Origin of the sequence: Nostoc sp., assembly GCF_036917575.1 — a bacterium.
In the GTDB taxonomy this organism is placed as follows: Bacteria; Cyanobacteriota; Cyanobacteriia; order Cyanobacteriales; family Nostocaceae; genus Nostoc.
In genome coordinates, this window is record NZ_JBALDC010000072.1 from 96,204 (window position 1) to 120,565 (window position 24,362).

The window sequence follows — 24,362 nt, forward strand, 5'->3', positions numbered from 1 at the left end:
TTTGTTTCCCGAACAACAACTAATGAGCTAATTTGCAATCTATTTGACACAATGGAATTTAAGAAAAGATATTTTTCGTCTTGCTAGCGGGGATAATTCAAAATTTATATTGACAAAGCCAAGTAAAATGCGGTATACTAGTACACTGTTTAAAGCGTATTCATTGCTGCACTAGGCTAAAAGTATATCAAGAACATTGGTAGCTAATATTGCCTAAGTGATGCCTAGTTGGTACTTTTTTGTTGTTTATTAATAGAGGTGAACATGGCCAAGCGCCGTAACCCGAAAAAAGAAAAGGCGCTACGTAACCAGGCGTATGCCAGAAAGTTTCGTAAACGGACTACGACAGGAAGAATGCAGAGAAGGTTCCAACAAAGACCACCAAAGAATGAGGAAGAAGAAGGCGCAGCAGCAGCTGACACTGAATAAGCTGCCTGCCTAAATCCTTATTGTTTAGGTTATTTACCTTTTAGGGCGCACATTTATTTGTACGCCCTTATTTATTTTTGGGCATTGGGAAGAGGACAAGGGGACTCTTGAGAATTGGGGACAAGGAAAGAAGTCTGAGTGCTGGCTTCCAGTGTTGGCGCAGCCTACCGTAGGCATTAAAACTTCTCCTAAAGGGAGACGCGCAAGGGACGGAGGAAAAACTTGTTGCAAGTTCTTACCTCTTGTCACCTTGTCTCCACTCTCCAATCCCTCTATTGAGCAATTTGAGCACGGGCAGTTACGAGTGCTTTGTTTACCTGTACAAAGCCAGTTCCTCCGTAACTATTGCGGGCAGCAACAACTTGACGGGGAGATATCGCTTCATAAATATCTGCTGCAAATGCTGGATGTAATTGTTGCCACTCCTCCAATTTCAAATCTTTTAGGAGTTTACCTGCGGCAATACTAGTTTTTACCACCTTACCCACAAGATTGTAAGCTTCCCGGAAAGGAACGCCCCGTGCTGCTAGATAATCTGCTACATCAGTAGCATTAGAAAAATCCTCTGCTACAGCCGATGCTAATCGGTGGGTACGAAATTCTAAGCCTTCCCTGAGCAAAATTGTCATCGCTTCTAGTGAGGCTTTGACTGTGTTAACGCTATCAAATAGACCTTCTTTATCTTCTTGTAAGTCTTTGTTATATGCCAGGGGTAGGCCTTTCATGATGACTAACATCGCTTGGAGATGACCGAATACACGTCCCGTTTTTCCCCGCACCAATTCTGGGACATCGGGGTTTTTCTTTTGGGGCATGATACTGGAACCCGTAGCACAGCTATCTTTGAGGGTGACGAAGCGAAATTCTTCAGACGACCAAAGAATCACTTCTTCTGCAAGGCGGCTGAGGTGAACCATAATCAAGCTAGCAGCACACAAAAATTCGATTGCAAAATCGCGATCGCTCACTCCATCGAGGCTGTTAGCATAAATATCGTCAAAATTCAATAGTTTAGCTGTGTAGTGGCGATCAATAGGGAAAGTAGTTCCCGCTAAAGCACCACATCCCAAAGGTGAGATATTCACGCGGCGAGAAACATCTCCTAAGCGTTCCCAGTCGCGTTGCGCCATTTGAAAGTATGCCAAGAGGTGGTGAGCTAAACTCACAGGTTGGGCGCGTTGGAGGTGGGTATAACCAGGAATCAGAGTCTCAACGTGCTTTTCAGCTATATCTAGTAAAACACCTTGAAATTCTCGCAATTGGCTTTTGATTTGTTGGATTTGTTCGCGGAGGTAAAGTCTGGTATCAGTGCCAACTTGGTCATTACGCGATCGCGCTGTATGCAACTTTTTACCCGCATCGCCGACAATTTCTGTCAGTCGGCGTTCAACAGCAAAATGTACATCTTCAGCATCGACACCAGGCTGAAATTTCCCCTGGCGGTACTCTTGGCGAATTTGTTCTAAACCGGCAACCAGTTGCTCTGCTTCTTCTGGAGAGATGATACCTGTGTGAGCAAGCATTTTGGCATGAGCTTGAGAACCAGTGAGGTCATATTCGATTAATTCAATATCAAAACTTATACTGGCATTAAAACGAGCGATCGCTGGATGCAATGCTGATTCAAACCGCTGGCTCCAAGTTTGTTTTTCAGTCATAAATTATGAAAAGAGTAGGCGAGAGTTAAGAATTAAGAGTGAGGAATTATGAGTTTCTCACTCCTAACTTCTCACCCCTTACTTTCAACTCTTAACTTTTAAATTTAACCGTAGCTAGTTAGATTCCGAATCATATAGCCAATAACTAAACCAATCAACAATGCCCACACTTGACCTGTTTGTATAAAGTGGCTCCAAGCTTTTTGCATCTGACCCATAACGTTTGGATCGGTGATTGTTTGTGCTAGGGCTGTCAAATTTACAGGCAAATGCCAAACTAACTGAGATATCAAATCGCTGTAATTGCTCATCTTTGGTGATTAAGAAGTTAGGGGTGGCAAATTTCAGCATCAGTTTATTATTTAGATTAATTACTGATATTTACTGAAATATTTGGATATAACTTCAATGTCTTAACTCAAGATGCAGTCGATGCCAACCGCAATTTCTCGGCAGTCCGCAAAATCTGCCCCGCCAAAACTGCTGCACCAAAACCATTATCGATATTTACTACACCTACTCCCGCAGCACAAGAGTTAAGCATTGTCAATAGCGGTGCTAAACCACCAAAACTTGCGCCATAACCAATGCTGGTAGGTACGGCAATCACCGGACAACTCGCTAAACCTGCAACAACACTAGGTAAAGCGCCTTCCATCCCCGCCACCACAATCAACACCGATGCTGATTCAATCAAGTGGCGGTTACTCAGCAAACGATGAATCCCAGCAACACCGACATCCCAGAGGCGCTGGACGCGAAAACCAGAAAGTCCAGCAGTTACAGCCGCTTCTTCAGCAACAGGTAAATCGGCAGTACCAGCAGAAAGAATGCCAATTTCACCTGCAAATTGTGGTTCTATAATTGGGGGAGCGATCGCACAAATTCGCGCCGATTCGTAATATCGCAAACCGCTAACTTTTGATTGTAGTGCGGCATAAACTGCTGGTTCGATGCGAGTCGCCATCACTACCGGGTTACGGAGGCGCATCACTTCCATAATTTGAGCAATTTGCTCGGGAGTTTTACCAGGCCCCCAAATCACCTCTGGGAAACCAGTTCTGAGTTGGCGATGGTGGTCAATTTTGGCAAATTCACCTACAGATTCATAAGCTAAATCTTTGAGTGAGTCTAATGCCGTATCTGGGGTAACTTTACCATTGGCAACCGCTTCTAAGAGCGATCGCAAAGTTTTTTCATTGGTCATTGGTAATTAGCCCTTTGTCTTTTGTTCTTTGTCATTTATTCAGTCGTCCAATGCCCCATTCCCCATTCCCCATTCCTAATCAGTTACTTTTAGTTCGTAAAGATTCCAAAATGGCCCACCAAGAGCAGTATATTGAATTCCTTGGAAGCGATCGCGCACTGCTTGCAAATTCAACCTCTCCACTAAATGAATAAACGGCAACTGTTCTGAGGCGATGCGCTGATATTCATAATAAATTTCTTTGCGCTTGTTTTCATCTAATACCTGTGCGCCTTTAATATAAAGGCTGTCAATTTGCTTTTCCCAATCGGAAACTTCCCAGCCAATTATGGGTGGATCTCCCGGTTGTGGCCCCAAATTAAATGCGTGGGATGCACCAGCAGTTCTCCAGATATTGCTAGCGCCGTGGGGTTCAATACCGCCTTCAGCAAATCCTCCCAGGTAACAATCCCAATTATGCGTAACTTTGAGTTTTTCTAGATAGGAATTGAAGCTGAGAATTTGCAAATCTACTTGAATCCCAATATTAGCGAGATCCCGCCTGATTTGGGATGCCATATCTCCTCTAACTTTTCTTTCCGAATTCGTTAAGAGTGTAAATCTAACTCTGTTACCATCAATATCTAAAAGCTGATTTTGGTCATTATATTTGAAACCAGCTTGTAACAGTAATTTCTTCGATTTATCTGGTTCGTAATTATATACTTTTAGCCCTTTTTCTGGAGAAAGAAAGTAGGGACTTTTGACATAAACAAATGAATTTTGCAGTTCACCCAGTCCCCGATAAACATTTGTTTTCATCGTTTCGCGGTCGAGGGCATAGGCTATAGCCTGCCTGAATTCCTTTTTATTAAACCATATAGATTTAATTGGGTCTACAAAAGGTTTACCCTGAGAATTCTTTGCTTTACTCAGATTGAAAGCAATAAAACTAGTACTTGTACCTGGGCCACCATTATAAATTTTAAACTTCGCCCGTTTTTCTTCTCGCTTGAGCAAACTGAAACCTTCAGGAGGAACTTCTAAATTATCCAACTGCCCAGAGCGAAAACTAATCAACTGGTTTTCAGTAGATTCAATAATTTGCCAAACAATTCGCTCAATGTAAGGCTGAGAATTACCCTGAGCATCTTTGCGCCAGTAATATGGATTACGCCGAAATATAATTCGCTGACTGGAAACGTAACTTTCCATGATATATGGGCCGTTACCAACAATTTGTTTCGGATCAGTGCCTGTTCCCCACATTGAGAGAAACTTAGGATTTCCATCAGATCCAACTGTGCGAATTGCTTTTTGTAAAGCATGGACTGGCATAATTGGAATAGCACCTACATATCTTAAAAAAGGAGCAAAAGGTTCTAGTATACTGAATTCAACTCGGCGCTCATCGATTTTTTTGACCTTTGGCAAAGTGCCCTTATCACCAATTTTTAAGGCATCCTTGGTAGAACTGGGAATTTTGGGGTTGAGGTAGATTTCGTTATAAGTAAAGACAACATCATCAGCAGTCATTGGCTGACCGTCTGACCACTTAATTCCTTCTCGCAGAGTGATCACAATCCGTTGACCATCTTCAGAAACTTCCCAGTCTTCTGCTAAAGCAGGCTCTAGTTTTGTGGTTAGGGGATTCTCATTAATCAATGAGTCATAAATGAAGCTAAAAACGCTATATGCTGATTCATTTAAAGCATAATTAAAAGTTGAAGGCTCACTCAAAACTGCGGTTACGAGTTGCGGTACTTGAGCAGCTGCGCTTTTAAAGTTCGCTGGGTTGCAGGCGGTAAGTGTAAGTGCTGTTGCTGAAGTCAAAATTATTGGCAACCAAAAACGTTTAATTGCAAGAAATATTTTTTTAAAAAACTTCATACTTTTAATACACAAATAGTTCCTCAACCCAACCTACAGGTATTATAAGTGTTTAACCGAACCTGATATTTATGAAGTTCCGTCTTGATAACACATGAAAACTAACTAGCTTTTTTATCTTCTACTACTTTTAGTTCATAAATATTCCAATTGTAACTTCCTATCGCCGAGTATTTTACGTTCTCAATAGTATTACGCACGGCTACTAAAGCCAGAGAATTGAATAAGTGAATAAAAGGCAGATACTCTTGTGAGAGTTGTTGCGTTTCTCCATAGATAGCTTTGCGTTTTGTTTCATCGAACTCTCTAGCCCCTTGGATGTAAAGGTCTTCAATTTTCTGCTCCCAATCGGTAGCTTTCCAACCTACTGTTGGGGATTGTCCGGCTTGAGCTTTCTGATTAAATACATGAAAGTTACCTTCTACAGACCAGACATTGAAACCATCTTGTGGCTCAATACCACCAGTGATGGCTCCATACCAACATTCCCAATCTAGAGTGTTAGAGATTTTTTCTCCAATAATACTGAAGTCAATAAATTGTAAATCTACTTTAATCCCTATCTTGCCGAGATCCTGTTGGATTTTCGGTGTGATTGTAGGTCTATTACCAGCAACAGCCATGATTGTGAAGCGGACTCGATTGCCATCTGCGTCTAACAGCTGACCTTTATTATCGTATTTGAATCCGGCTCCTAGTAAAAGTTGTTTAGCTTTTTCTGGATTGTAGTCATAGGTTTTTAAACCTTCTTTTGGAGACAAATAATAGGGGCTGGGAACAGAAATTGGAGAGTCTTGCGGTTTACCTAATCCCCGTAAAGTGTTATTGATCATCGTTTGGCGATCAATAGCGTAGGCGACAGCCTGTCTAAAAGCAACATTGTTAAAAAAGCGGGATTTAATGGGATCTACAACAGGCTTGCCATTGCGACTACCTTTGTTGAGATTGAAAGTTATAAAATTTGTCCCAGAGTCAGGCCCAGCATTTTTAATAGTAAAGTTACCCCGTTTTTCTTGACGCTTGAGCAATTGAAAACTTCCAGGGCCAATTTCTAGTACATCTAACCCTCCAGAACGAAATTGCAGCAAAGCTGTATCAGGCGATTCCACAATTTGCCAAATTATACGCTCAATATATGGCAGTTGTTTTCCTTGTGCATCTTTTTGGCGCCAGTAATAAGGGTTACGCCGAAATGTTACGCGTTGATTGGTTGAATAACTCTCGATTGCGTAAGGGCCATTAACAATAATTTTTTTCGGATCTGTGTCGGTTCCCCAAGTGGACATAAACACTGGCTTACCGTCAGAGTTTTTAGCTTCCACTGCTGCGCGTAGGGCATATTCAGGTAGGATTCCCACACCTGCTGCAATCGATCGCAAGAAGGGAGCAAACGGTTCTGGCAGAATAAATTCTACTCGGCGATCATCAACTTTGCGGACTTTGAGAAAAGTCTTACTGCTGCCAATTTTGAGAGCATCTTGGATATAAGTGGGAATGCGTTTGTTCATGTAGATGTCATTGAAAGAGAAAATGACATCATCAGCTGTTAATGGCTGACCATCCGACCACTTCAATCCTTCTCGTAAGGTAAAAACAAACCGCAGTTTGTCTGGGGAAACTTCCCAAGATTCAGCCAAAGCTGGCTCAATTTCCTTAGTTATTCCATTTTGAGTAGCTAATGCCTCATAAGTGAAACCAGAAATATTGGGAGATTCTTGAATAAGGGCGTAGTTAAAAGTCTTAGGGTCGCTCGTAGTAGAAATCACCAACTGGGGAACTTGTGCAGCCGCAGTTTTAAAGTTAGATGGATTGCAGGCAGTAAGTGTAAGTGCTGTTGCAAACGTTAAAATTATTGATAAACAAAAACGCTTAATTGTGTTAGAAATTGGAGAATATTTCATAATTTTTATTGTTTCAAAAGCAAGACAACAGCATAAGCACAGATGCCTTCTTCACGTCCAACAGGGCCTAATTTTTCATTGGTGGTAGCTTTGATGCCAATTTGATTTGGTTCTAATTCTAAAACAGCCGCTAGTTTGTTGCGCATGGTATGAATATGCGGTTTTAGTTTTGGACGTTCTGCTACTACCACTGAGTCAATATTTCCTATCTGCCAGCCTTGATCCCGAATCAATTGATTTACTTGAGTTAATAGTACTAAACTATCTGCTCCTGCCCATTGGGGATCGCTGGGCGGAAAATAATGACCAATATCTCCTAAAGATAATGCTCCAAGCATGGCATCCATAATCGCGTGCGTTAACACATCAGCGTCACTGTGCCCTAATAAACCCAGTTCATGGGAAATTTGAATTCCACCTAAAATCAAAGCGCGATCGCTCACTAATTGATGAATATCGTAGCCGTTACCAATACGAATTTTTGTCATTTGTCATTTGTCAGGAGTTAAAAATTATTATTCTCTCTCTGTTCCCCTGCTCCCCTACTCCCCTGCTTCCCCTGCTCCCCCTGCTTCAATTTCTCCAACAGATCGGGGCGGCGATCGCGAGTTCTTTGAATTTGTTGTTCGTAACGCCACCGGGCGATCGCTGCATGATTCCCACTGAGCAAGACATCAGGCACTTTCAAGCCGCGAAAATTCGCCGGACGAGTATATTGGGGATAGTCCAATAACCCTTCCTCAAAACTTTCTGCTGTCAGGGATTCAGTTTTGGCGACGGTTCCTGGTATTAGACGCACTACACCATTAATCAAAGCCATTGCTGGAATTTCTCCACCAGTCAGAATAAAATCGCCCAAAGATACTTCACGAGTTACCAAATGTAGTACCCTCTCATCTACTCCTTCGTAATGCCCACAAATAACTACTAACTGGTCATAATTTGTCACTAATTCTTTCAAAAGAGGTTGATTAATTGCTTCACCTTGTGGACTCATCAAAATTATTTCTCTTCGGGGTAGAATCGGCAGCGATTCCACGGCGGTAAAAATAGGTTCTGGCTTCATGAGCATCCCAACACCGCCGCCGTAGGGTTCATCATCTACTTTTCGGTGCTTGTCAGTGGTAAAGTCCCGTGGATTAATCAGATGCACTTGGGCAATCTGTTTGGCTAAGGCTTTACCTAGCAGCCCAGAATTGAGAACAGAGTTAAAACAGTCAGGAAAAAGCGTAACTATATCAAAGCGCACAGTTATTCGTATTCGAGGACACTAATCTTAAATTGAATGTCTAGCAAACACCAGCAAGCCAAGGTTGGGTTAAACTCCAGTTAAACTTTATCAATAGTATCTAAAACTACCAGACCTCCTGGATTTTAGATGGGCTCAAAAGTTTTTCTAATTACTTAATTTATGTTTAAATGTTGTCACAACTACATTTAAATTAATAATCATATCAAGTTAACAACTTCCAGGATGCATCAAGCCAGCCTCAGAAAAAAGCGTAGTCTTAACTGCTCGTCCCCAATCTTAAAGGGAGAATCTAGCGACTTAAAGACTATTTTGCCTTGCTGCAAGTGGACAGGTGAAAAACAAGGCGCTGGCTTTGAAGAATGGGAACAAACACGTTTAGACTGAAGCAACGCAAGCGTTAAGCGAGAATTTGGAGAGTATCTTTCCCCAGTTCCAAACTTCCAAAAAGTGTCCTTTCAAAGAAGCAAAGCGTAAAAATAATCAGGTAACTGAACCTTGTTAAATTCACACGCCATTCGCCACAAGCCGGGAAACCCTCCCTTTCGGCAGTTCCTCATGGGGAAACCCCCTTTGAGCAACTGCCTCACCAAGGCGATGGCTCCTGAAGTTGTTGACAGGAGAACCAAAATGCCGCAATTACAAGCTAAATCGCTAGAAATGAGGACACCCCAAGCAACTAAAACCGCCGTTCTGGTTATCGGAGGTGCAGAAGATAAAGTTCATGGGCGCGAAATCCTACGAACTTTTTTTGGACGCGCCGGTGCTAGTAAGGCTTATATTACAATAATTCCATCTGCCTCTCGCGAACCTGCCATTATTGGTGGTCGGTATATTCGCATTTTTGAAGAAATGGGTGCCCAGAAGGTAGAGATTTTAGACATCCGCGAACGAGAACAGTGTGAAGCCTCCCAGATCAAAGCATCCTTAGAAGCCTGTAGTGGGGTATTTTTGACAGGAGGAGACCAGCTGCGTCTTTGTGGCGTCTTGGCAGATACGCCAGCAATGGAAATTATTCGTCAGCGGGTGAGGACAGGGCAACTTACGTTAGCAGGCACCAGTGCCGGAGCGGCGGTGATGGGGCATCACATGATTGCTGGCGGCGGTAGTGGAGAGGCGCCCAATCGTTCCCTAGTGGATATGGCAACGGGTTTGGGATTTATTCCAGAAGTAATCGTTGACCAACACTTTAACAACCGTAATCGGATGGGGCGACTGATTAGTGCGATCGCAGCTCATCCCGATCGCTTAGGTATTGGCATTGACGAAGATACTTGTGCAGTGTTTGAACGTGATGGTTGGCTACAAGTTATGGGTAAAGGTAGTGTCACCATTGTCGATCCCACCGAGCTCACCCATACCAACGAACCCCATGTCGGTGCTAATGAACCATTAACCGTGCATAATTTACGTCTTCATATCCTCAGCTACGGCGATCGCTTTCACTTGTACCAGCGGACTGTATTGCCTGCTGTACACCGAATCTCCAGCTGACGGGATAGAGTATCTGAGGTTACACTGAGTTGACCGCACATTTATTATTTCTTACCGTAGAAAAATGATAAGAATACCATGTAAAAAGAAAAAACTGTTTTTAACGAACAGTTTAGCGGTCAATTCCAGTAAGAAACTAGAATTTTGGTTCCGAATCTCCATCTACCTATTCCCATGAGAATCCTCAAGATCCAGACATTACGCGGCCCAAACTATTGGAGCATTCGACGCCACAAACTGATCGTCATGCGCCTCGATTTAGAAAACCTTGGCGAGACGCCCTCGAATGAAATCCCTGGCTTTTATGAAGGATTAGTTGAGGCGCTGCCAAGTCTGGAGGGTCACTATTGTTCGCCTGGCTGTCGTGGTGGTTTTCTGATGCGAGTCAAAGAAGGCACTATGATCGGCCACATAGTAGAACACGTAGCCTTAGAACTCCAAGAATTAGCAGGGATGCATGTCGGCTTTGGTCGCACCCGCGAAACTGCCACACCCGGAATTTACCAAGTAGTAATCGAATACCTGAATGAGGAAGCGGGACGCTACGCTGGACGAGCCGCAGTACGGCTGTGCCAGAGTATCGTTGATCGAGGTCGTTATCCCAAGGCAGAACTAGAGCAAGATATCCAAGACCTGAAAGACTTTTCCCGTGATGCTTCCTTAGGCCCTTCCACAGAAGCGATCGTCAAAGAAGCAGAAAAAAGAGGTATTCCCTGGATGGCGCTAGAAGCCCGCTTTTTAATTCAGCTAGGCTACGGCGTGAACCAAAAGCGAATGCAGGCCACAATGACGCACAACACTAGTATTCTGGGCGTAGAACTAGCTTGCGATAAAGAAGCCACTAAACGTATCCTTGCTGCTGCTGGTGCGCCAGTACCCAGAGGTACAGTAATCAACTTTTTAGACGATTTAGAACAAGCCATTGAATTCGTTGGCGGCTATCCCATCGTCATCAAGCCCCTAGATGGCAATCATGGACGTGGGATCACCATTGATATTAGAACTTGGGAAGAAGCTGAAGCCGGATACGAAGCTGCCAGACAGGTTTCTCGGTCAATTATTGTCGAAAGATATTACGTTGGGCGCGACCACAGGGTACTGGTGGTAAATGGCAAAGTAGTAGCAGTAGCCGAACGTGTCCCGGCTCATGTGATTGGCAATGGCAGATCCAACATTGCCGAACTGATTGAGGAAACAAACCTCGATCCAAATCGCGGTGAAGGACATGATAACGTCCTAACCAAGATTGAACTAGACCGCACCAGCTACCAGCTCCTAGAAAGGCAAGGTTATACCCTAAATAGCGTGCCACCCAAGGGCACTATTTGTTATCTTAGGGCAACAGCCAACTTAAGTACAGGTGGTAGTGCCGTAGACCGTACCGATGAAATTCACCCAGAAAATCTTTGGTTGGCACAACGAGTAGTCAGAATTATCGGTTTGGATATCGCCGGACTCGATATCGTCACCTCGGATATTAGCCGTCCTCTGCGGGAAGTGGATGGCGTGATTGTCGAAGTTAACGCCGCTCCCGGTTTTCGGATGCACGTTGCCCCAAGCGTAGGTATTCCCCGCAACGTCGCTGGCGCAGTGATGGATATGTTGTTTACTAACGAACAATCTGGCCAAATTCCCATCCTCAGCATCACGGGTACTAATGGCAAAACCACCACGACTCGACTACTAGCACATATTTATAAGCAGACAGGAAAAGTAGTAGGTTATACTACTACTGATGGGACATATATCGGTGATTATTTAGTAGAAACTGGCGATAATACAGGTCCCCAAAGTGCCCACCTCATCCTCCAAGATCCGACAGTAGAAGTAGCAGTACTGGAAACGGCTCGCGGTGGCATTCTCCGCTCTGGATTGGGCTTTGAAGCTGCAAATGTAGGGGTAGTATTGAATGTAGCTGCCGACCACTTAGGAATAGGCGATATAGATACCATTGAGCAGTTAGCTAACCTCAAAAGTGTAGTAGCAGAAGCCGTATTCCCGGATGGTTACGCGGTACTTAACGCTGACGATCGCCGCGTCGCCGCCATGTCAGAAAAAACTAAGGCTAATATTGCTTACTTCACGATGAACCCCAATTCGGAATTAGTGCGGAAGCACATTTTAAAGGGTGGAGTCGCGGCAGTATATGAAAATGGCTATTTGTCAATTGTTAAAGGTGACTGGACACACCGCATAGAAAGAGCCGAAAATATACCTTTAACAATGGGCGGACGTGCGCCGTTTATGATTGCCAACGCTTTAGCAGCCAGTTTGGCGGCGTTTGTGCAAAACGTCACAATTGAGCAGATTCGTGCTGGTTTGAAAACCTTCCGGGCTTCAGTTAGCCAAACACCAGGACGAATGAATCTATTTAATTTAGGCAACTACCACGCTTTAGTAGACTATGCTCACAACGCAGCTAGTTACGAAGCTGTAGGTTCCTTTGTGCGGAACTGGACTACAGGACAACGGATTGGCGTAATTGGCGGGCCAGGCGATCGCCGTGATGAAGACTTTGTTACTTTGGGTAAATTAGCAGCACAAATTTTTGATTACATCATCATCAAAGAAGACGATGATACACGGGGACGCTCACGTGGTTCAGCTGCCCAGTTGATTATTCAAGGGATCGCGGAAGTTAAGCCTGATAGCCGCTATGAATCGATTCTGGATGAAACCCAAGCGATAAATAAAGGCTTAGACATGGCTCCTGATAACAGTCTGGTGGTAATTTTGCCAGAAAGTGTTAATAGGGCTATTAAGTTAATTAAGCAGCGTGGTTTAGCCAAAGAAGAGACACACCAACAAAATCCCGGCACAACTGTCATCGATTCCCAAAATGGGATCGCGCCTTCTTCTGTGGTTAATACCTTGCTGTAGTTATAAATCAGGAGGAGGCACCGCGCTGGCTTCTCCTGACTCCTTTAATTACTGTTTTTCTTCTTCCTGATTGGTTTCCTCGCTGGGAGTTTTCATCTCCTCCTTAAAACCTCGTAGGGTTTTGCCCAGTGCAGTCCCCAACTCGGGAATTTTTTTTGGGCCGAAAATTAGAATAGCGACTATGCTAATTACAGCTATTTCTGGCCATCCCAGTCCAAACATATAAATTTCCTCTAAGGCATCTGTAATTAAATATAGACATTGATGGCTCACATCCGATGAATTCGCCACTGATAAGCACTTTACATCTTGTAAAACAGCGTATAAATAAAATCAATAAAGATAAGTTTTTTATCCTCAAAAACTTTTGGCAAAGTTCCTTAAAATATCTGATGGTTGAAGCGCCTTTTTTAAAACAGTCCTAACTGTATTGACTGGTTTTTCTCAATATTCTCTGTTGCTATTGGTGGTAAATCTGCTGGAGGTTCAACAATTAAAGGAGCATTTTCTTCAAATCTCAGTTTTGAGCTTTTGATGTAGTCTTCATTAATCTCAAAAGCTAACCAGTGTCTTTGTAACGTTTCTGCAACTCGACCTGTCATATTAGAACCAGCAAAAGGTTCTAAAACAATATCACCTGGTTCTGTACAAAGATTAATGACAAACTCTGGTAAAGCTTGAGGAAATCTTGCTGGGTGTGGTTTAAAACCTTCTTGTTTGCAACGCCTTTGGTAATAATCGTTGGAAGCAGTATTTGAGGCGGAAATCACATTTACAGGCTGGACTAAATCTTCAAATAAAATTTCTTGTGCAAAAGTCTGTTGCCCTATTTCTTCTTTGTCTGTACTGCAACGTCCATCAATAATATTGGGGGGAATGGCTCCTCCCCTGTCCTTTCCAAATTTATCGGAAATATCATGCCCTGATGGTCTAACTTTGGGCTTATACCCATTTTTGAGAAGGTTTTTCATCGCATCGCTATAAGGCTTTAAAACTCTTCTATTATTAGCTTTAGGATGCGGCTCTTTTGATAGCCACCAAATTGTATTTACCGAATCTTTAACTCTTTCTCTGCGAACTGTCACCCATTCGGCAGGGGTGGGTAGTTTTGCTGGGTTATACCAATACAATTCTTGTGCCAAATAAAATCCTAGTCCGCCTTTTTCTTTTGCTTTGCACAAAGCAACAACTAGTTCAAAATGATAAAGAGAACGAACTGGCATACCTTTAATCCAGCTGCCACCAATATCAATAATCAATGAGCCTGTTGGTTTAAGAATACGATAGAACTGTGCTGCATAATCTTTGAACCATTCAACATATTCATCAGCATCAACGTTTCCGTATTCTTTTTTACGAACTAGTGCAAAAGGTGGAGAGGTGCAAATTAGGTCGATACTTTCATCGGGAATACCTGCCATTAATTCTAAGCTGTTTCCCAAATAAGCAGCACCAAATTTTGTTTCGTAATAAGGGTTACAATTATTAAGTCTCATCTCAACAATTTTAGTACAGTTGTACGCTCTCTGAAGACAGTATCATCCGTAAAAACATAAGTTTTCAAACTATTAGCTATTTTTTTGATCAATTTGCTGAATGAATAGGGCAATTTGCCAAGTATCTGGATTTTTATCAGTACAAATGTTCTATAGTGATAATGGTCGAGGCACAACTGGACACGTTGAACAAAGCAATAATCAGCGAACTAATTTCTAATTGGATTGGTAATTGCTAAACCTAACCAATCGCTTAATTCCTGAGCTAGCCATTCCAGTTCCGCTTCAGATTTAATTACACCACCACTACCACCAAGGTGATATTTTTTTACTCCTACCCAAATATCCAATTGTGCAGGAACGGCAATTCTACTGCCTTCAGAATCTTTAGTAAAATGTTTGGGAATGTAAACCAACTTAGTAACACTTTGCCTTGGTGATGCACGGGTACGATAAGATTTCCAAGCAAACAACTCCCAGGTTAGGGCAATTTCTTTGGAATTCAGGCGTAAGCAGATGCATCCAAACAAGTTAAAGAAAAATTTATACACCATCAGCAAGCCAGCACTCCAAAAAGGAAGTGAAAACAAGGCAAAGGGGATATTGGCAGGAAAAGGAGCCGAAAGAGCGACAATTGTCCAAATTAGGATAAATGAATTCCAGGCGATCGCAAATACACCTGTGAGTACTACTGATGGATCAAAACCATCTGGTGGAACAATAATTTCTAGAGAATCCCCATTTTTGGTTAGTTGAATCTTACTCCCATCTGGTTTGCCAACAACAAAAGTAGGCAAGTTTATCGGTTGTGGTTTCTCCAAAGCTGCCATCGCTTGGTCAGCAGAACTCAAACGCCGTTCTAAACTAGGTTCAATCATCCACTTTAACCAATTGCTAAAGCTGGGACTGAGATTAGCCAGTTGTTCAAACTGAATGCGAAAATCCTTTTGGGGTAAATCGGCTGGGTGAGTACCCGTTACTAAATAAATTAAGGTTGCGCCTAAACTATAAAGGTCAGATGCTGCAACAGTGCGTCCGCCAAATTGCTCTGGTGGCATATAGCCATAAGTTCCGACTACAGTCCTTGTCCCGCTTTCAGTAGCCAGAACAGTCTGCACTGAGCCAAAATCTACCAAATAAACTTGACCGACATTATTGCCAGAACGCTCTCCCAATAAAATATTGCTAGGCTTAATATCACGGTGAATTACAGGCGGATACAGCCTATGTAGATAAACGAGAATCTCTAAAAGTGCTTTGGCTATCTGTTTGACTTCAGCTTCGGTAAAACTTCGTCCAGTTTGTAAACATTGCTCTAAAGTTTGTGCCGGAATATAAGTTTGTACTAGAGCAAATCCTTTGATTGTTGGTAAATTTACCTCAAAATAGTTTAAATACTGAGGAATTAACGGATGTGACAAAGATTTTAAAGTTTCAGCTTCCCGCTCAAACAGCTTGAGTGAATCCCATTCAAAGTCATCACCAAAAGAGAGTAACTTGATGACCACTAATTCCTGAGTTTGCAAATCACGAGCTAGCAAAGTCCGCCGTCCTGCTTTTTTTCCCAATAGCTGCTGAACTTCGTAGCGCTCACTTAATATTTCGCCGATCATTATGGTTTCTTCTAATGCTACGGTTGAAAAGTTTTTAGAGCTTATAGCTTTTGAATTTGGCAAATCTATATCTTTAATATAATTGCGTAGTTCTATGCCCTCCCAACTTTGGCCTTATATTACCCCTGGTATTCCCGATGAATTATTCGAGCATTTGCCAGGAATTCCCCTGAGCCAGCGAGAAGTCCGACTACTATTGATTGCCCAACTGCGGCTAAAATCAGATTCTGTGTTGTGGGATATTGGCGCCGGGACAGGTACAATTCCGGTAGAGGTGGGGCTATTGTGTCCAGATGGACAGATTATCGCTATCGAAAGAGATGAAGAAGTAGCTAATCTGATCAAGCGTAACTGCGATCGCTTTGATGTGAAAAATGTCGAAGTTGTTGAAGGCATCGCCCCAGAGTGTTTGCATGACCTCAAAGTTACCCCTCACCGCGTTTGTATCGAAGGAGGTCGCCCCATTCAAGAAATTCTGCAAGCAGCTTGGGATTATTTGCCGCCATCCGGTCGGGTTGTAGCCACAGCTGCTAATCTAGAAAGTCTGTATGCTATTTCCCAAAGCTTTTCCCTACTAAGAGCTAGAAATATCGAAGTTGTCCAATCTGCGGTTAACCGCCTAGAGACACGCGGCTTTTCTCAAACCTTTACCGCCGTCGATCCCATTTTTATCCTCAGTGGTGAGAAACTGGATTAGGGAATGGAGACTGGGGACTGGGGACTTGAAATTAAAGAAGAGTTCTCACAATACCCAATACCCAATACCCAATACCCAATCCCCAATCCCCAGTACCCAATACTTCTATGCCTTGGTCTCGGATTATTAGTGGAATTGTTGCGATCGCTCTTGCTCTTTGTGCAACCCTTTTGGGGGGTTGGTACTTTACCATCATCTTTGCGGTTATCATCTTTTTGGGTCAACAGGAATATTTTAATTTGGTGCGAGCCAGAGGCATCGCTCCCGCCGCTAAAACTACTATGGCTGTCAGCCTAGTCTTGCTAGTGATTTGCACCCTTGATGGCAGTTTAGCTGACGCTGTGATGCCAATAGCTGGCACACTTATTTGTTTTTACCTGCTGTTTCAACCCAAATTTGCCACGATCGCTGATGTTTCCGCTTCTATTATGGGGCTATTTTACGTTGGTTACTTACCAAGTTACTGGGTGCGGTTACGAGCAATAGATAGCGATGCTTTTAGCAATCTCCCTTTTGGAGGTTACTGGCCCACAACTTGGACAGATTTTTGGGAAAAGGCAAATTCTACTTCTTTAGCACAAGGTTTTACAGCCACACTACTGACTTTTTTGTGTATTTGGGCAGCTGATATCGGTGCTTACACCATTGGCAAATTCTTTGGAAAAACCCGTCTATCTGACATTAGCCCGAAAAAAACTGTAGAAGGTGCTGTCTTTGGCATTACTTCAAGTGTTGCTGTAGCCATAGCAGGAGCCTATTATCTTCACTTACCTAAATCCCTTTTCACTGGTTTAGCATTGGGTTTGCTGATTGGCATTGCTAGTCTTTTAGGGGATCTCACAGAATCTATGCTGAAGCGGGATGCTGGAGTTAAAGATTCTGGACAATTAATTCCCGGTCATGGTGGAATTTTAGACCGTACCGATAGTTATATTTTCACAGCTCCTTTGGTTTACTATTTTGTGACATTACTTTTGCCACTATTTAGTAAGTAGGTATTGGGTATTGGCTAGTGGGTATTGGGCATGGAGAAGAGACAAGGTAGACAAGGAAGAGGGGGGAGACTTGGGAGAGGCTTGTTCAATATTCCCCCCTGTCCCTAGTCCTCAGTCCTCAGTCCCCAGTCACGACTAGACGCCATATCATTTAAAATAGAGTATTAATATTTTTTAATTTGCGATCGTCAAGGGTTAACGTTAATCCGTCCACGACACACCAGCTTGCCTGGGATCAGTGTTAGTTCTTGGATATCGACATCTGAGCCAAGATCCAGGTTGTACTCCTGATTGTTTTTTAATATATTTTTCTGCTCGGGCTTGATTGGGATATATGTCACTTGCAATTCATGCCCACTAAGTAATTGTAAGCCCAGACAAATCTCTAGAGGTATTGTTTCACTATTGGTTACTCTTAAACCTCGCAGTATAATTTGGTTGTTCCCAAGGATAATTTCTTGCCACTTGATTGGTTGGGACTGGGGATAATCTGTTGGTAAAACCTTAACCAATAGATCGCTCAAAGCAGTCGATAATAATTCTGATGAGAGAGAAGCATTCAAATCCTTCTCATCTACAATTAAATTGCCAACCACTGGTACTGTTTCTAACAGTCGCAGAGGTTTTCCCTTGAGTACAGAACCGATATTTACTCGAATATTTTCTGCTATTAGTTGAATTTGTGTAATTAGGAGACCTTGATAAACTGCATGAGTAGCAAAAATAGATACCGAAGGAATGCGTCCAGAGAAAAGCTGGCGATCGCTAGCTTTAATCTCCACTTCTAATTCCGATATTTGGCTGACCTGCGCTCTTAACCAGAGCTTGACTGCTGTTGTGAGTACCTGCGTAATTATGCGGATTTTATTTGCACTTGTTGTTTGCGAATTTTGATCTGGCATCTAAACTAATTTGTTTATGAGTATTTAATCAATAATTGAACATAAATTAAATAAGCTTTAAATGTAACATTTCTACCTACTCGCTACATAATGCAAATATCATTTACTTGATCGCAATAAATAAGCAATTTCCACATGGAGGTACGGTTACAAAAAATTATCGCTCAATGGGGCATCGCCTCACGTCGTGAAGCCGAAGAAATGATTAGGCAATCACGGGTGCGGATTAATGGGGTATTGGCACATTTAGGTCAAAAAGTTGATCCCGAAAAAGATGCGATCGCAATTGATGGTAAGTCTGTATCGCAAAAGCAGCGTCCGGCTTTAATATATCTATTGCTGCATAAACCGCCAGGAGTGGTTTCGACTTGCTACGACCCTCATCGAAGACCAACAGTCCTAGATTTACTACCAAAAGAATTACGGGAGGGTTCAGGTATTCACCCAGTTGGTCGTTTAGATGCAGACTCTACAGGAGCGTTAATCCTAACTAATGACGGAGAACTGACATTTGGATTAACCCATCCACGTCACAGTATTTCCAAGACATATCATGTTTTGGTCAAAGGACATCCTTCTGAAACAGTACTGCAAATGTGGCGTCAAGGTGTGATGTTGGAGGGTAGAAAAACCAGAAACGCTAAGGTACACCTCATAGAACGTCGTACCGAGGAAAGTGTTTTAGAAATAGTCTTGCAGGAGGGAAGAAATCGTCAAATTCGCCGGATAGCTCAACAGTTAGGATACCCAGTAATCAAACTGCATCGGACTGCGATCGGCCCAATTAAATTACAAACTCTAAAAGAACCTTTTTTGTCAGAGGGTAAATATCGTTCCCTTAAAGATCGTGAGATTCGCTTTTTGCAAGATCAGATAACGCGACCTATTAAAGATTCAGTGGAATTAAGGAGTGTCAGTAGGCATGAAATGGCTAAGAAAAAAGAATAATCACCAGCCATCACTTTCATTAGAGGAACAACGAGCCGAAAAGTTGGCAGAATTAGGCGCTCAACTTTGGGCATTGCGTCAAGAACAGGGTTTATCTCTAGAGCAAGTGGTTGCATTGACCAGGATTCCCAAACGATTATTGCAGGCGATCGAAGAAGGTAATTTAAACGAACTACCAGAACCGATATATATTCAGGGTTTGATCAGGCAATTTGCCGATGCACTAGGTTTGAATGGAGTAGAATTTTCTGGCACTTTTCCAATCAGTTCTGCACAAGTTAGCCCTTTAAGTAGAGAGAATACTTCACCCCTGGCTCAACTACGTCCGATTCATCTCTACTTTCTTTACATATTACTAATAGTATGCTCTGTAAATGGCTTATCTCAGCTATTAAATAACGCCTTACTACAAGCAAGTAATAGTCCAAACCAGCCATATCCAAAACAAAAGTCCGTTGCTAAACCAGAAATAGCTCAACTAAAAGAGTCAACGCAGGTACAACCTGTCAGCGATACCGTCGGCGGTGTCCAAAAGGGACAGGTTGTTCAGGTTGGTGTGACTTTGAAAGCGTCATCTTGGATTCGTGTAGTAGCCGATGGCAAAACCGAGTTTGAGGGTATTCTGCCAGAGGGAACTCACCGAATTTGGAAAGCCCAAGAGCAACTAACAGTGAAAACTGATAATGCTGGCGGTGTGTTGGTGAGCGTCAATCAAGAGAAAGCTAAGAAAATGGGAGAGCCAGGGAAAGAGGAAGAAGTTAGGATTGCTGCCAAGCCTAAATTTTGAAATATGGGGGATTGGGGATTGGGGATTGGGGATTGGGGATTGGGGATTGGGGATTGGGGATTGGGGATTGGGGATTGATTATTTTCCCCTGCTCCCCCTGCTTCCCTGCTCCCCTGCTCACTGAACTTGATCTTCCGGGGCGCGTCCATTGAGTTTGGTCAGAACTTTCAAGCGATCGCGCAATTCGTCTGTTATCGCTCCTGGTTGATAGCGCCACTCCCAGTTCCCCTCAGCAATACTGGGAAAATTCATCCGCGCTTCGTTTCCTAATCCCAAAATATCTTGCAAGGGAATAATCGCTTGGTTGGCTACAGAATTCAAAGCTAGGCGAATCAAATCCCAGTGAATGCCATCAGGGCTGATAGAACCTAAATAAAGCAACAAGTTTTGCTTTTCCCCATCCTCAGCTGTATTGAACCAGCCTATAGTTGTATCATTATCGTGAGTCCCGGTATAAACTACAGCATTGTGCCGATAATTGAATGGTAAAAATGGATTAGCGGAATCAGCACTAAAGGCAAATTGCAAAATTTTCATCCCCGGAAATTCATACTTGTCTCGCAGCGCTTCTACCCCCGGTGTAATTACTCCCAAATCTTCTGCTAAGACGGGTAGCTTGCCCAACTTTTGCCTAATCACTTCAAAAAAAGCATCTCCAGGCGCTTCCACCCATTTACCATTCATGGCAGTTTGTTCACCTTGCGGCACAGACCAATAAGCCTCGAAGCCCCGGAAATGGTCAATGCGAATTATATCTACATAATCCAGCATTGCCTCAAAGCGCTGTACCCACCACTTAAAGTCTTGTTTTTGCAATTCCTCCCAGTTGTAAACCGGGTTGCCCCACAATTGACCGGTGGCGCTAAAGTAATCTGGTGGAACTCCTGCCATTTGAGCAGCAGCTCCTGTCTGTTCGTCTAAGCAAAATATTTCGGGATGCGCCCACACATCAGCGCTATCGTGAGCTACATAGATGGGGATATCGCCAATAATGTCAATACCGCGCATATTAGCGTAGCTTTTAAGCTCAGACCACTGGCGGAAAAACTCAAATTGGACAAATTTATAATAAAAAATCTCTTCATTGAGCCGCTCCCGTACTTGCTCCATTGCTTGTGGATCACGCTTGACAAGTTCTGACGGCCATGTGTGCCAGTTTGCATTCTCGTTGGCATCTTTCAACGCCATAAATAAGGCGTAATTATCTAGCCAATAGGCTTTGCTGTCGCAAAAACCTTCAAACTCTTTTTGTTTGATGGGTGTGGCGTTGGCTCTAAAATGTTCATAGGCTTTTTTGAGTAGCCCAATTTTAACCGCCACAACCTTCTCGAAATCTACTTTTTCTTCTGGAAAACCTGGTAAATTAGCAAAGTCTTCTTCTGTTAGCAAACCCTCATCTTGCAGTTTTTCTGGGCTAATCAGCAGGGGACTTCCCGCCATTGCCGAGTAGCACATATACGGAGAATTACCGTATCCAGTGGGGCCCAAAGGTAAAACTTGCCAATATTGTTGATGGCTTTCTTTGAGAAAATCGATGAAGCGATAAGCTTCTAAGCCTAAATCCCCAATGCCAAATCGACTGGGAAAGGAGGTAGGATGCAGTAAAATACCACTTGATCTAGGAAAAGGCATAAGTAATCTAAATTATAGAAGGGAGCAATTGTCTGATGGAGACGCTAGGCGATCGCATCGAATCTATCACAGAACAGTATTCGATTATCAATTATCAGTTGTCACAGAGCTAACAAATACAGTTAACTATTAACTGTTCACTGTTAACAGATTATGACTTACCGAAATCCTACACCGACAGTTGATATCATTATTGAACTCGTAGATCGACCTCATCGGCCAATAGTGTTAATTGAAAGACATAATCTACCCTTAGGTTGGGCTATTCCTGGTGGTTTTGTGGATTATGGAGAAGCGGTAGAAGTGGCGGCGCAGCGGGAAGCTCAGGAAGAAACGGGTTTACAGGTGGAGTTGGTTGAACAATTACTGGTGTATTCTGACCCCAATCGTGATCCCCGTCAGCATACGATTAGTATTGTGTTTTTGGCGACAGCTACGGGGGAACCTCTGGCTGGAGATGATGCTAAGGGTGTAGGCATTTTTGAGTCTTGGTGTGTGCCTGGTAATTTATGTTTTGACCACGATCGCATTTTGCGGGATTATTGGCGATATCGGCATTATGGGATACGTCCGAGGTTGGGGTAAGAGGGACGAACCGCAAAGGACGCAGAGGACACAAAGGAAGAGGTGAGAGGAAATATCTATGACACAAAGTTTTTGTGATTATACTGTGTCAGTGGTATTTAAAGGTGAATTATGGATGCTGAGACACTGTTGGAGAAATACGCCGAAGGACACAGGCAATTTCACAACGAGAATCTTAGAGGAGTAGACCTCAAATATGCAAATCTAAGTGGAATAGACCTAACAGGTGCAGATTTGACGGGTGTAGATTTAAATGATGCGAACCTGAGTAAAGCATTACTTCAAAATGCAAACTTCACTAGAGCTTCTCTAACAGGTGCAAATTTAAGTGAGTTGAACGAAAGTTCTAGTTTAAATTTGAGCTGGGCAGACCTAAGTAGTGCTGACTTAAGTGGAGCAAAACTAAGTAGCGCTAACTTTAGTAACGCCAATTTGGATAATGCCAACTTGAGTAAAGCTAACTTGAATAGCGCTAACTTCAGTAATGCCAATCTAGATAACGCCAACTTGAGTGATGCAACACTCAATTATGCAAACTTAACCGACGCATCTTTAAATGAAGCAAAAGTCGTTAGAGCTAGCCTTACTAGTGCTGATTTAAGTAGAGCTAACTTGTTTGCATCTGATTTGAGTCAAGCAAACTTAGCTCAAGTGATACTCAAAGGTGCTAATTTGCAGGGAGCCAAAGTTCGGGGTGTTAATTTATCTCAAAAGGATTTGTCAGGTATGAATCTGACTCAGGCTGATCTAGGTGCAGCAAATCTCATAGGTGTAAATTTCAGAAAAGCCTGCCTTGAGGGGACAAATTTAGAGAAAGCAGAACTACAAAAAGTAGATTTGATCAACGCGAATCTGAAAGATGCAAAGCTGAAGAAGGTAGATTTAACTGGAGCAAATATCTATGGAGCAACCTTTAAAGATGCTGACCTGACTGGTGCGATAATGCCTGATGGAGAAGTCTACAAACCGATCGCAGCTGAAGCAGAAATCGGTAAACAGGAAACATCGTTAGAGAAAGTAATATCTATGACTCGTAAAGTAATTAATACTGATAACGCACCCGCACCAGTGGGCCCTTATAATCAAGCGATCGCAGCTTCAGGTCAATTTGTATTTATCGCTGGACAAATTGCTATCGATCCCCGCCTTGGTGATGTCGTCTACACTGATGATGTCAAAAAGCAAACCGAGCAAGTATTAGCTAATCTTGAAGCCATCCTCACAGCAGCTGGAGCGACTTTTCAGGATGTGGTAAAGACCACTGTATTTTTAGCTGATATGAATGATTTCGCGGCGGTGAATGCCGTTTATGCGAAATATTTCCCAGAAGATACAGCTCCAGCGCGGGCTTGTGTCCAAGTATCACGCTTACCTAAAGATGTATTAGTGGAGATTGATGCGATCGCTGTAATTAGTGGTTAGGAGAAATAAAATCATTGCTAAAGCCGATTTTAGAGAAATAAATCATGAACATTGAACTCAAACCTGAACATGAGCAATTTATCCAAGCCCAAATTGCTAGTACAACATGGCGTAAATAAGCATACCATTCAAAATGACGCAAGAGCTTGGAATACAATACTTTTGACTTTTGCGCAGCAGTACTAGCCCCAGCAGATAAGGAAGTGGTCATGCAAGCGATCGCTATAATTAGAGAAAAGTTAAGTAGGGCTTGCTGAAAAACAAAGAAAAGATGATAATCTCTAATTGCTTCTTTAATATTTTTGGTATTCCGCAACGATTCAACAAATCCAAAAACAGCAATACTTTGTTTACTACGTTGGTTATGACTCATCTGATGACGAGTGGGTTGATAGCGATGAGATTTCCTAACTGTGGAATTAGCACGGGCTTGACGAGAATTGCAACCCGCATATTCCCGACTTTCAAATAAGTCGGGGTTATTATTTTTCACGAATGGATTCAGGATTGCTGTAGTACTTTTAAAAATTCATATACGAATTACGAATTACGAATTACGAATTATCTTGACACTTGCGCTACGATATCCCCTATTGTT

The 24,362-nt window shown here is 42.7% G+C and carries 22 protein-coding genes; 9 read left to right on the forward strand and 13 right to left on the reverse strand.

All coding sequences use genetic code 11. The features are described from left to right. Positions 1-264: 264 nt before the first annotated feature. Entirely contained in the window at positions 265-429 is a 165-nt protein-coding gene (locus V7K79_RS21420; RefSeq protein ID WP_322697982.1) for a hypothetical protein, read from the forward strand. 272 nt (positions 430-701) lie between these two features. Here V7K79_RS21420 and argH read toward each other — a convergent pair whose 3' ends face one another. The 7 genes from argH to trmD all read right to left on the reverse strand — a co-directional run bounded on the left by argH (position 702) and on the right by trmD (position 8,313). Beyond that, positions 702-2,087 (reverse strand): argininosuccinate lyase, encoded by a 1,386-nt coding sequence (gene argH / locus V7K79_RS21425; RefSeq protein WP_335050181.1) that lies wholly within the window; start codon positions 2,085-2,087, stop codon positions 702-704. 104 nt (positions 2,088-2,191) lie between these two features. Next, positions 2,192-2,398, reverse strand: coding sequence for a hypothetical protein (locus tag V7K79_RS21430; RefSeq protein WP_335050183.1), 207 nt, complete (start codon positions 2,396-2,398; stop codon positions 2,192-2,194). A 107-nt stretch (positions 2,399-2,505) separates the two neighbouring features. Further along, complete coding sequence (larB, locus tag V7K79_RS21435) at positions 2,506-3,294, reverse strand: nickel pincer cofactor biosynthesis protein LarB (protein ID WP_335050185.1); 789 nt, start codon at positions 3,292-3,294, stop codon at positions 2,506-2,508. 75 nt (positions 3,295-3,369) lie between these two features. Beyond that, a complete protein-coding gene (locus V7K79_RS21440) occupies positions 3,370-5,163 on the reverse strand; it encodes an ABC transporter substrate-binding protein (RefSeq protein WP_335050187.1) in 1,794 nt (597 codons plus the stop codon). 101 nt (positions 5,164-5,264) lie between these two features. After that, a complete protein-coding gene (locus tag V7K79_RS21445; protein WP_335050189.1) occupies positions 5,265-7,064 on the reverse strand; it encodes an ABC transporter substrate-binding protein in 1,800 nt (599 codons plus the stop codon). Positions 7,065-7,069: 5 nt separating this feature from the next. Then, positions 7,070-7,552, reverse strand: a complete 483-nt coding sequence (ispF, locus tag V7K79_RS21450; protein WP_335050191.1) for a 2-C-methyl-D-erythritol 2,4-cyclodiphosphate synthase — start codon at positions 7,550-7,552, stop codon at positions 7,070-7,072. Between the two features lie 17 nt (positions 7,553-7,569). Next, positions 7,570-8,313, reverse strand: coding sequence for a tRNA (guanosine(37)-N1)-methyltransferase TrmD (gene trmD / locus V7K79_RS21455; protein ID WP_335050193.1), 744 nt, complete (start codon positions 8,311-8,313; stop codon positions 7,570-7,572). Positions 8,314-8,943: 630 nt separating this feature from the next. Between trmD and V7K79_RS21460 the strand changes: the two genes are divergently transcribed. After that, the gene (locus tag V7K79_RS21460) at positions 8,944-9,807 is read left to right on the forward strand and encodes a cyanophycinase (RefSeq protein WP_335050430.1); all 864 of its coding nucleotides are present in this window, start codon (positions 8,944-8,946) and stop codon (positions 9,805-9,807) included. Between the two features lie 174 nt (positions 9,808-9,981). After that, on the forward strand, positions 9,982-12,687 hold the full coding sequence (gene cphA, locus V7K79_RS21465; RefSeq protein WP_335050195.1) for a cyanophycin synthetase: 2,706 nt from the start codon (positions 9,982-9,984) through the stop codon (positions 12,685-12,687). 48 nt (positions 12,688-12,735) lie between these two features. On the opposite strand, the gene tatA is transcribed toward cphA, so the two are convergent. The 3 genes from tatA to V7K79_RS21480 all read right to left on the reverse strand — a co-directional run bounded on the left by tatA (position 12,736) and on the right by V7K79_RS21480 (position 15,796). Beyond that, entirely contained in the window at positions 12,736-12,909 is a 174-nt protein-coding gene (gene tatA, locus V7K79_RS21470) for a twin-arginine translocase TatA/TatE family subunit (RefSeq protein ID WP_094348761.1), read from the reverse strand. Between the two features lie 188 nt (positions 12,910-13,097). Then, positions 13,098-14,183 carry a DNA-methyltransferase gene (locus V7K79_RS21475; protein ID WP_335050197.1) on the reverse strand — a complete coding sequence of 362 codons (1,086 nt, stop codon included), beginning with the start codon at positions 14,181-14,183 and terminating at the stop codon, positions 13,098-13,100. Between the two features lie 209 nt (positions 14,184-14,392). Next, positions 14,393-15,796 carry a serine/threonine protein kinase gene (locus tag V7K79_RS21480; RefSeq protein ID WP_335050199.1) on the reverse strand — a complete coding sequence of 468 codons (1,404 nt, stop codon included), beginning with the start codon at positions 15,794-15,796 and terminating at the stop codon, positions 14,393-14,395. 94 nt (positions 15,797-15,890) lie between these two features. On the opposite strand from V7K79_RS21480, the gene cbiT reads away from it, so the two are divergent. Both cbiT and V7K79_RS21490 read left to right on the forward strand, forming a co-directional pair. Next, positions 15,891-16,493 carry a precorrin-6Y C5,15-methyltransferase subunit CbiT gene (cbiT, locus tag V7K79_RS21485; RefSeq protein WP_335050201.1) on the forward strand — a complete coding sequence of 201 codons (603 nt, stop codon included), beginning with the start codon at positions 15,891-15,893 and terminating at the stop codon, positions 16,491-16,493. Between the two features lie 107 nt (positions 16,494-16,600). Beyond that, complete coding sequence (locus V7K79_RS21490; protein ID WP_335050203.1) at positions 16,601-17,488, forward strand: phosphatidate cytidylyltransferase; 888 nt, start codon at positions 16,601-16,603, stop codon at positions 17,486-17,488. Between the two features lie 188 nt (positions 17,489-17,676). Here V7K79_RS21490 and V7K79_RS21495 read toward each other — a convergent pair whose 3' ends face one another. Next, the gene (locus V7K79_RS21495; protein WP_335050205.1) at positions 17,677-18,390 is read right to left on the reverse strand and encodes an LmeA family phospholipid-binding protein; all 714 of its coding nucleotides are present in this window, start codon (positions 18,388-18,390) and stop codon (positions 17,677-17,679) included. Positions 18,391-18,525: 135 nt separating this feature from the next. Here V7K79_RS21495 and V7K79_RS21500 point away from each other — a divergent pair, with 135 nt between their 5' ends. Both V7K79_RS21500 and V7K79_RS21505 read left to right on the forward strand, forming a co-directional pair. Then, positions 18,526-19,338, forward strand: a complete 813-nt coding sequence (locus V7K79_RS21500) for a pseudouridine synthase (RefSeq protein ID WP_335050207.1) — start codon at positions 18,526-18,528, stop codon at positions 19,336-19,338. Beyond that, entirely contained in the window at positions 19,313-20,125 is an 813-nt protein-coding gene (locus V7K79_RS21505; protein WP_335050209.1) for a helix-turn-helix domain-containing protein, read from the forward strand. The genes V7K79_RS21500 and V7K79_RS21505 overlap by 26 nt, the downstream gene beginning before the upstream one ends. 117 nt (positions 20,126-20,242) lie before the next feature. On the opposite strand, the gene malQ is transcribed toward V7K79_RS21505, so the two are convergent. Then, positions 20,243-21,757, reverse strand: a complete 1,515-nt coding sequence (gene malQ / locus V7K79_RS21510; protein WP_335050211.1) for a 4-alpha-glucanotransferase — start codon at positions 21,755-21,757, stop codon at positions 20,243-20,245. 153 nt (positions 21,758-21,910) lie between these two features. Here malQ and V7K79_RS21515 point away from each other — a divergent pair, with 153 nt between their 5' ends. Further along, positions 21,911-22,342 carry an NUDIX hydrolase gene (locus tag V7K79_RS21515; RefSeq protein ID WP_335050212.1) on the forward strand — a complete coding sequence of 144 codons (432 nt, stop codon included), beginning with the start codon at positions 21,911-21,913 and terminating at the stop codon, positions 22,340-22,342. A gap of 111 nt (positions 22,343-22,453) precedes the next feature. Then, complete coding sequence (locus V7K79_RS21520) at positions 22,454-23,764, forward strand: Rid family detoxifying hydrolase (protein ID WP_335050214.1); 1,311 nt, start codon at positions 22,454-22,456, stop codon at positions 23,762-23,764. Here the strand turns inward: V7K79_RS21520 and V7K79_RS30055 are convergent. Then, positions 23,754-24,257, reverse strand: coding sequence for a hypothetical protein (locus V7K79_RS30055; protein ID WP_442938962.1), 504 nt, complete (start codon positions 24,255-24,257; stop codon positions 23,754-23,756). The genes V7K79_RS21520 and V7K79_RS30055 overlap by 11 nt on opposite strands. Positions 24,258-24,362: the final 105 nt, after the last annotated feature.